This is a genomic window from Candidatus Darwinibacter acetoxidans (genome assembly GCF_041936445.1).
Lineage (GTDB): Bacteria > Bacillota > Limnochordia > Darwinibacteriales > Darwinibacteriaceae > DTU010.
The window spans coordinates 1-8,850 of record NZ_JBHGXH010000067.1; the positions used below are offsets into that span (position 1 = coordinate 1).

Here is an 8,850-nt window from a genome sequence, read left to right on the forward strand (position 1 = left end):
ATCGTGCCATGCTTGCGAATAGACGGTGTCAACATTCGGCGTTACGATCGTTTTGAAAGAAGCATCCGCAAGCTTATTGCCATGCATCAGTTGATTCACGGGAGCCTTTCTGTGACCCTGATCAGGTCCGGATCAAACAAATTCTTTGAACGCAATGCGGAGTTTGCCGCTTCGTGTTCGCTCGAGAGGCTTATTCACCAGTTCAATCCGTATGGAACCCAGTCCATTGCTCTCAAAAAGCTGCCGGAAGCTGAAAAGAATCTTTTGCTCTGTTTCAACCCGGTCATATCCCGGCATAACAGAAATTCTCATTTCTATGGCATCATGGGCCCGCTGGATCACCTGACAGTGATCGCATCCGGGAATATCCTTTGCGCACAGCTCGAACAAAACAGCCGGCATACGTACTGTTGTGCCGTTGTGATCAAATTCCAGTATGTCGTCCACACGACCGTCTATGTCGATCCAGGGGGTATTCAACCCGCAGCCGCAGATCTCATCATGCATGATCACACTGTCGGTCATACGGTATCGAATCACCGGCTGCACCAGACAGGCAAGATTGGTCATCAGGATACCTTCGGATTTTACGCCACAGGGCACGGGATTGTTTTCCCGATCGACAGGTTCCACGATCACCCAATCGCTGTTTACGTGCATATGACCGTTGGGACAGAGCATGGCGACCTCGCCGCCTTCGGTACTGCAGTAATTGTCATTGACCGGGCAGCCGAAAATCTCACTGATGAATTTTCTGTTTTCCTCAGGCAGCTTTTCCGCGGAACAACCGATGATCTTCGGATGAATAGTCAGCCTGCCCGCCTTCTGCTCAAAGGCGAGGGTATAGATCACGGAAGGATAGCACCCGATGACATCGGGCTGAAACTCATTGAGTTTACGGATCATTTCCTCCGCAGGCGCAAGCGTTGACAAAAACAGTGTGCGATCCTCAATCCCACGGGCTTTGTAGCTTCTTCGCACCCGTTCAAAGGAAAGATAGGAGGAATTCAAGCCTCCGGGCGCTACGATGGCGCACTGCTTCAGATCAGGCTCATTCAGTCCCTCCACATCCTTCAGAAGGGGGCCGCCAAAATAGCGCTCGGCCATCAAGGCGTCATGAATGGCGATGTGTCGGCTGTCACGAACGATACGCAGCGGCTGCGCCGTCGTCCCGGAGGTGCTGATGACCCTGTACTTCCCCAGGAAAGGCGTGAACAGGTTCTCGAAATCAGCCACATATTCATCCACTTTTTCTGTGGTAATCTCCGGATCGCAGACCCAGCGATCAAATAGCTCCGTCATCTCTTCTCGGGTAGAGATGGGAATATCCGCAAGACTATAATTATCCGGAAGATCCTCATATTTTTCCTTCAAGTAAGGAGAATGCTCCCGCGCGTAATCCACAAGGAAACAGAGACGCTGCCGCGCTAAATCCTCAATCTCTTTTCTTTCCCGCTGATCTGTGCCGGCCACCAGAGCAGCCGCAAGTTTTGCGTCAATAAATTCCATATCATGTCCTCCTGCGCTTCACGGTTTCGTTATAGTGCGGATGAGAAACCTTGTATCACGCTATGGCATTTTCAAAGGTCAGAACTGAGGTATTAAACCCCAGCTGACGGCTGTATTCCATGCGCGAAGCCAGCTTTTTCACCAGCTGGATGCTGTCGGTAATACAGCCGTCATTCTCCTCAGGAATATACTCCAAAGGATTGAAGGGTTTTCCATTATCGCGCATCAGAATTGTCACCTGCTCATCAGTCACATGGACAAGGATATCAATCAAACCGGCGCTGTCGGCGTGGGCATAGTGGACGGACGCGACCGTCATTTCCTCCAACGCAAGCGCAACTTTATTCAGCAAGCGGGTGTTAACAGCCGCTTTTCCCTCAAGAGCCGTAACCCGCTCAGATAGCCGGACAGCCTCCTCCTTGGTTGCCGCGATGGTAAAATCAAATTTTTGGATGTAGTCGTTCCGCTCTTGGATCAGCAGCAATCCCTGCACGTTTTCTTTCCTCCGGATACGGCGAGCCAAGAGCAACAGAACAAACAGCGTACATGCGCCGGAAGCGGCATAACACAGCCACAGCAGATTGGCCTGTATGTTGGATAGCAGCACGGCGAAGGGAATCACAAACAAGAGACCGTCCATCACCACAAGACTTGTGGCAAGACTGCGGCGCTCGGTTGTATTATAGAAATTTTGTAGCAACATAAGAGCGGCCGAAAAGGGAAGATACAGGGCGTACAGCCGGAGCGCAGGCTTGAGCAGAGCCAATGCATCCGGCGATGTCATGCCAAAGACCACGCCTATCAGCTGCGGTGCAACCAGGAAAAAGGCCACCAGCACGGCACTGCACACCATCAGCACACGCCGGGCTATTCTCATAGCATGACGGATACCGAAGAAATCCTTTTCTCCATACAGCGTGCCGACAATGGGCAGCAGAGTGTCCGCAATACCGCCCTCAAAGATATGGGAGATCATCGACACATTGGTACATACAGTCATGATGGACATGCCGATGGAACCCATAGTAGAGACAATCACGGCGTTGATCACCAGAGAGCGCACCAGACTGCACACTTGGCTGACGGCCTTGGACATGCCGCTCTTCAGAATATCACGCAGCGTTTTCAGGATGGTTCTCCCGGGGCGAACAAAATGGAAACTTCGCTTTTTGTTCGCCAGATAGGGAATCACTATGGCGGAACCGGCCACATAGCCCAATGTGGTAGAAAGGCCTGCCCCGGCGATACCGGTGTCCAAAAAGCGGATCAGAACGTAGTCCAGCACCAAATTGACTGCATTGGCGATTGTCACAATCGCAGCAGAGGCTTTGGGATTGCCGTCCATCCGGATGAACACTGCCATGCCGGAGGAAAACATCAGGGCCGGACCCGTAAACAGCAACGGGCGAAGGTAGCTTTCCGTCAAGGCGGCCAGCTGCACATCCCCGCCTGCAAGGCTGATACTGAGCGGATCCAGAATGACCTGCATCACCACCAGGAAGATGCACATCGCCCCAAGTCCTCCGCCGATGGAAAGCGTGAAGAACTGGTTCGCCATATGGAAATCGCGTTTGCCCAGTGAGATGGAGGCACAGGTAAGCCCGCCGACGGCAAAAAGCATATAAATAAGATTGATGCAGAAGATAATTGGCCCAGACAGGCCAACGGCAGCCAGCGCCACCTCACCCAAAAGACTGCCCACGATGATGCCATCCACGACCGAAGCCATGGATATCGCCATGGAGGTCATTACCGTGGGCAGCAGGTATTCCCTGAATTTTTGCCTGATGATGTGTCCGCTTCTTTCATACATGGCAATTACTCCATCCCAATTTCAGAATCATGGTCGAAGAAACCGAGGCCTTCCATCATTACAAAAAACCGATCCAGATATGCATCGGATGTGATAGGCCACTTAAAGCCTTGGCGCAGCAGCACCTGAGAAGTATAACTGTTGACGGACTTGATGGGCATGACGCGCTTGCCGTGCTCGTTGTAGGCGATCAACGAATTGAGATAGCGCGCTTTTGCGGAATCCCGCATGGTCTCGCCAAAGCTGCGCTCATATTCCTCCGTCTCGCACGGTATAATGTCCATGCCCCGTTTGCGCATGACAGCGATGGCATCGCCCAGGAAGATATGATGATCGTTGTAAGGATGGAACACTCTGCACTTTTCGGGCGTTTTTGCAAGCAAAAGCACCGCAACCGCCGTGAAATCAATGGGCGCAAATTCCGTATTCATGCCCATGGCTTCATAGGGAATCTTGCCAATGAGGCTGTATGCTTTTAGCCGGGCGAGGAAGTTGTTGGTAGCAAAATTGATCTGGAATTCTCCGTCCGCATCGCGGGCCATCAGGTTGCCCACGCGCATGATCTTCACATCCACACCATCAAGCGCAGACTCAAGCACGGCACGCTCCGCCAGGAATTTGCTGCGGGCATACTTGTTGGAAAGATCTTGGCCAAAATAGAGCATCCGCTCACTAAGCAACAGCTTTTCATCCGGCTTTCCATCGATGCTCATGCCGGCGATGCTGGCGGTAGACACCTGCACAAAACGGCATTTCTTCTGTCGACAGAAATCCAGCGCCATCTTTACGCCGCCGTAGTTAATGTCTTCAATATCCGTACCGGCGGAGAAGTGTTTAACGTTGGCGGCACAGTTGATATATGTGTCGATGGGAAGCTCGGCAAGTTTTTGATACAGGGAATCATCGATGATGCTGCCGTCTATCACCACAATGCGGTTTGAAAATAATTCATCCATCGCATCTAGGAACGGTTTGCCGTTGATCTTCAGTTTATCTCCGCCGTAATAGTAGGCGAGCATACTCTTGAGCCGCTTTTCGGCGCTGAGATTCTTCCTGCCGCGGACGACACAGAAGGCTGTTCCTTTCTCCATGTGCAGATAGGCGCGTAGCACATGGATGCCAAGGAAACCGCTGGCACCGGTGATACACACATTCCCCAGCGCCCACAGCTTACCGCCCTTCAGCGCTTCGATGGTATTTTCTTCAAGCAACGCATGGATGGGCGCGTAATCATAATCCGAAATCTCATCCTTCTCGAACGGCTGCTCCGCATGACTGCGGATGGCAGCCAGTTCTCTGGGAGTGGGATTGGCAAATACGTCGCCATAGCTAAGCTGTATACCCTTTTGCGCCGCATCGATTGTCACCTGAGTCACCAGCAGCGAAGTGCCGCCCAAGTCAAAGAAATTGTCAGTCGCCCCAACTTGTTCCAGGTGCAGAATCTCAGCAAAAATATCGCAGTAAGTCTGCTCTGCCTCATTGGCGGGAGCTTCGTATTCCTGACGCTGCATCAGTTTGGCGTCCGGTAAGCGTTTGCGGTCAATCTTGCCGTTAGGGGTCATGGGCATTTCATCCAGCTGCAGATAAGCAGTGGGCACCATGTATTTCGTAAGGGTCTTGAGCAGGACCTCACGCAGTTCCTCCGCCGGCAGTTCACGCGTGGCGGTATAATAGGCACACAGATGTTCCTGTCCGTGCAGCTTGCGCACCAGAACGGCACAGGAACGCACATCGGGCACTGCGTTCAGAGTATTTTCGATTTCACCCAATTCAATGCGCAGACCGCGCAGCTTGATTTGCCCGTCATTTCTGCCCAGAACGATGATTTCGCCGTGATCCGTCCACTTGGCGAGATCGCCGGATTTGTACCAGCGCAGCCCATTGTATTCCACAAACCGTTCGGCGGTCATGTCCGGATTGCCGAAGTAGCCCTGTGCGACACCGTAACCTCCAATCCACAGTTCACCGATAAAGCCTGCAGGCAGGGGTTGACCGTAAATATCCATCACCTGCTCCACCACGCCGCGGAGCGGCGCACCGATGGTAACAATGTCGCTATCGAGCCATTTCCCGTTGGAAGATACCGTGATTTCGGTCGGACCATAGGTGTTGATCAGCACCGCATCGGTCACTTCGCGCAGCTTTCGATACAAAGCAGGGGGATAACTCTCGCCGCCTGCCATGATGACCCGACACTTTGCCAGCGCCTCCTTCATGGCAGGCAGTTCCATATATTGCAGCATGCGTGACGGTGTCGCATTGAAGGCGTTTGCGCCCGTGCGCGCAAATAGGGCTGCCAGCTTATCCGGGTTCTTGGCTTCCTCATCGTCGGCCAGCACCAATGTCATGCCATTCATGAGCGTGGTGAAAGCTTCCTTCAGGAACATATCAAAACTTACCGTCGTCACCGAGCACATGGTACACCGATTCTCCACCAGCGCACGCACATGGCGATTTTGCTCATCGTCCAGCACATAGTTGATGATGCCGCCGTGCGTGAGCATCACGCCCTTGGGCTTTCCGGTGGAACCTGAGGTATAGATGATGTAGCAAAGCTGCTCCTGCCGTACGGGCAGATTTGGATTGAGCGTATGTTCGTTCTTCAACAATTCGTTGACATCCAGACTGTTCTTCAACGTAGAGGGACCGTCAGTCAGAATGAAGCGGGCCTCGCTGTCCTCCAGCACATGCTCCACGCGTTCCCGGGGGTAGTCCGGGTCTACGGGAATATAGGCGCAGCCCGCCTTGATAATGCCCAGCATGGAAACAAGAATGCGGCTGTCACGCCCCAGCGTAAATGCCACGCGATCCTCAGGCTTTACGCCCAGAGCAAGCAGGCTGTGTGCCAGCGCATTGGCGCGTCGGTTAAGCTCAGCGAAGCTGAGCGCCGCATCCGACGCAATCAGAGCAGGAGCATCGGGCGTATGACCTGCCCACCGTTCAAAGAGCTGATGCAGTCCGCCGACAGGCTTTGCGGGAAGAGGAGGGCTGAAGGAATTTACCAATGCCAGCTGCTCCTCGTTGCAGATAGAAAGGCTGCCGACAGGCATGTCGCCGTTGCGGACCAGCATGCCGGCGGCATGAGCGATACACGATGCCAGCGTGTGCATGGTCGAGGCGTTGTAAACAGCGTCGTCGTATTCGGTTTCCACGATGAAGTCCGTATCGTTTTCCTGAATGTTGACGGAAATGGGGAATTTTGCGCTATTTATGCCAAGAGGGCGCATAACGACAGGGGTGTCGCCTATTTTATAATGAGAAACCACTCCGCCTTGATAGGCATACAACATCTGTGCATGGTAGCCGTAATCCGACGCCGCCTGCAGGTAGGAATAAGTCTGATGCGCCAGCACGTCATTCATTTCCTGCTGCACGTCATTCATGTAAGCGGCAGCTGTCGCAACAGGGTCAACGGTCATGACCATCGGCAGTGTTTTGACCAGCATGCCGACATTGCGCTGCACATGAGCACCCTCACGACCGTTGCTGATGGCGGCGATCCGCACATTCTTTGCGGAGGCAAACCGACCGGAAACCAGCATGGTCGCGGCAAGGAACAAATTGGAGGCCGTCACGCCCCTGCCCTTGATGGCTTGCTCCACGCTGCTTTTGGCGATCGTGGCATGCACCGATCGGGGCGCGCCGGGACCATCACTCTTTTTGTCGGTGGGAAATACGGTGGCGCCTTCTCCATCACCCAGCCGGTGATGGAAAAATGCCTTATCTTCCGCTACGGCACTGCCCTGCGCCTTTTCCCGCTCCAGCAGCGCCAGGTCAAAGCTGGTAAAGGTTTCCGCCTCGATCCGGGCGCCTTCGTAAGCCGCCGCCAGATCATGCAGGAAAATATCCAGAGAGCCGCCGTCAAAAATCATATGGTGGAAATCCCCCAGCAACTTCACACCATCGGGCAACACACAGATTTCCATGCGGAACAGCGCGCCTTCAAAGAAAGAGAAAGGACGCACGAAACCGTCCCTGCGGACCGCATATTCTTCCGCCGTACAGGTGATCACCGGTATCTCCGCTTGCGCGTCGTCCATGCGCAACTGTACAGGCTCATTATCCCGCACGGAGAAGCGGGTCTTCATATAGGGATGCGCCTCAATCACCCGAAGAATGGCGCTGTGCAATTTTTCCGGCTCCACATCGTCACCGAAGGAAAGCTCAACAGGAATGTTATACATCAGCGTTCCGGGATCCTTCACACAGGCGAAATACAACCCCATCTGGTTCTGCGTCAGCGGATAATAGGACTGCTTGTCATAGGTCTTGATCTGATAGTCGCTGCTGTCAGCCAGAAGCTGAGCAATCCTTTCGATGGTCTTTTCCCGCATGAGATCAGCGGTGCGCAGATTTTTACCGGTGTTTTCTGTGATCAGTGCCGCGGCCTTGATGGCGGAAAGAGAGTTCAATCCCGCATACATCAGGTCAGTGGTCACGCCAAAATCTTCATGCTTAAGCACAGACGCAACCGCATCAAAAATGGTCTTTTCTTCTTCGTTTCTGGGTGCGACCGTTTCTTCCGCCTGCAGCTGAATGCGCGGGAGCTCGCGGCGATTGACTTTGCCGTTCTGGTTGAGCGGAATGCGCTCAATCTGCATGGTGGCAGAGGGCACCATGTAGCCGGGCAGTTTATCCTCGATGAAAGCGTTCATGGCATTGATATCCACTGGTGTGTCGGAAACCACATACGCCACCACGCGCTTTCCGCCGCCGGCATCCTCCTGGGCGATCACCGCAGCATCCTTGATACCGTCAAAAGCGCGGATGCGACCCTCAATCTCTGTCAGTTCCACGCGGAAACCGCGAATCTTCACTTGGAAATCACGCCTGCCAACGAAGTCGATCGCGCCGTCCGGCAGAAAGCGGACCACATCGCCGCTCTTATAAACTCTGGCATACAGCGGATCGTCGGTGAATGGATTGGCAATGAATTTTTCTGCGGTCAGGTCGGGGCGGTTCAGATAGCCGTCCGCGACCTGTATGCCGGAGATGTACAGTTCTCCGGGAACCCCCACAGGCGCGAGCCTGCCTCGTCCATCCACCACATAGAGCGCCGTATTGTAGGTTGCCTTGCCGATAGGAACACGGTCATACAGCTTATCGACGTGCTGTTTAGTACAGGCAACCGCACATTCTGTGGGACCGTAGATATTAAACAGAGCAAATTCCGGCGGATCCAGCGGCACAAGCGTTTCGCCGCCTACCGACAGGGCGCGCAGTGTGGGGACGCGCATGCTTTCGGCAAACTGCCTGCCCAGCTGTGTTGTCATAAAGGCAACGGTGATGTTGTTTTCCTCAAAATACCTGCGAATGCCCGGCAGATCGAGGCGCATGTCCTCCGGCAGGATATGCAGACATGCCCCCCTGAGCAGAGTGGGATACAAATCCATCATGTGCGCATCAAATCCAAAACTTGCATAGGCAGGAACATTGTCGCTTTCGCCGAGTCGGTAGCTGTCAGCATAGAAGTGGAGGTAATTCACAATGTTGGCGTTGGTAAGCATGACTCCCTTGGGTTTACCCGT

General features: G+C 53.7%; 4 protein-coding genes. All 4 read right to left on the reverse strand.

Annotated elements, in window-relative coordinates:
- Positions 1 to 87: DUF1254 domain-containing protein (locus ACE4YL_RS02455; protein ID WP_461369135.1), on the reverse strand; the 87-nt coding region annotated here is incomplete at its 3' end.
- A 45-nt stretch (positions 88 to 132) separates the two neighbouring features.
- Positions 133 to 1,509, reverse strand: a complete 1,377-nt coding sequence (locus tag ACE4YL_RS02460; RefSeq protein WP_461369132.1) for a phenylacetate--CoA ligase family protein — start codon at positions 1,507 to 1,509, stop codon at positions 133 to 135.
- Between the two features lie 55 nt (positions 1,510 to 1,564).
- The gene (locus ACE4YL_RS02465; RefSeq protein WP_461369133.1) at positions 1,565 to 3,322 is read right to left on the reverse strand and encodes an MATE family efflux transporter; all 1,758 of its coding nucleotides are present in this window, start codon (positions 3,320 to 3,322) and stop codon (positions 1,565 to 1,567) included.
- A 5-nt stretch (positions 3,323 to 3,327) separates the two neighbouring features.
- On the reverse strand, positions 3,328 to 8,850 hold a 5,523-nt coding region (locus ACE4YL_RS02470), incomplete at its 5' end, for an amino acid adenylation domain-containing protein (RefSeq protein WP_461369134.1).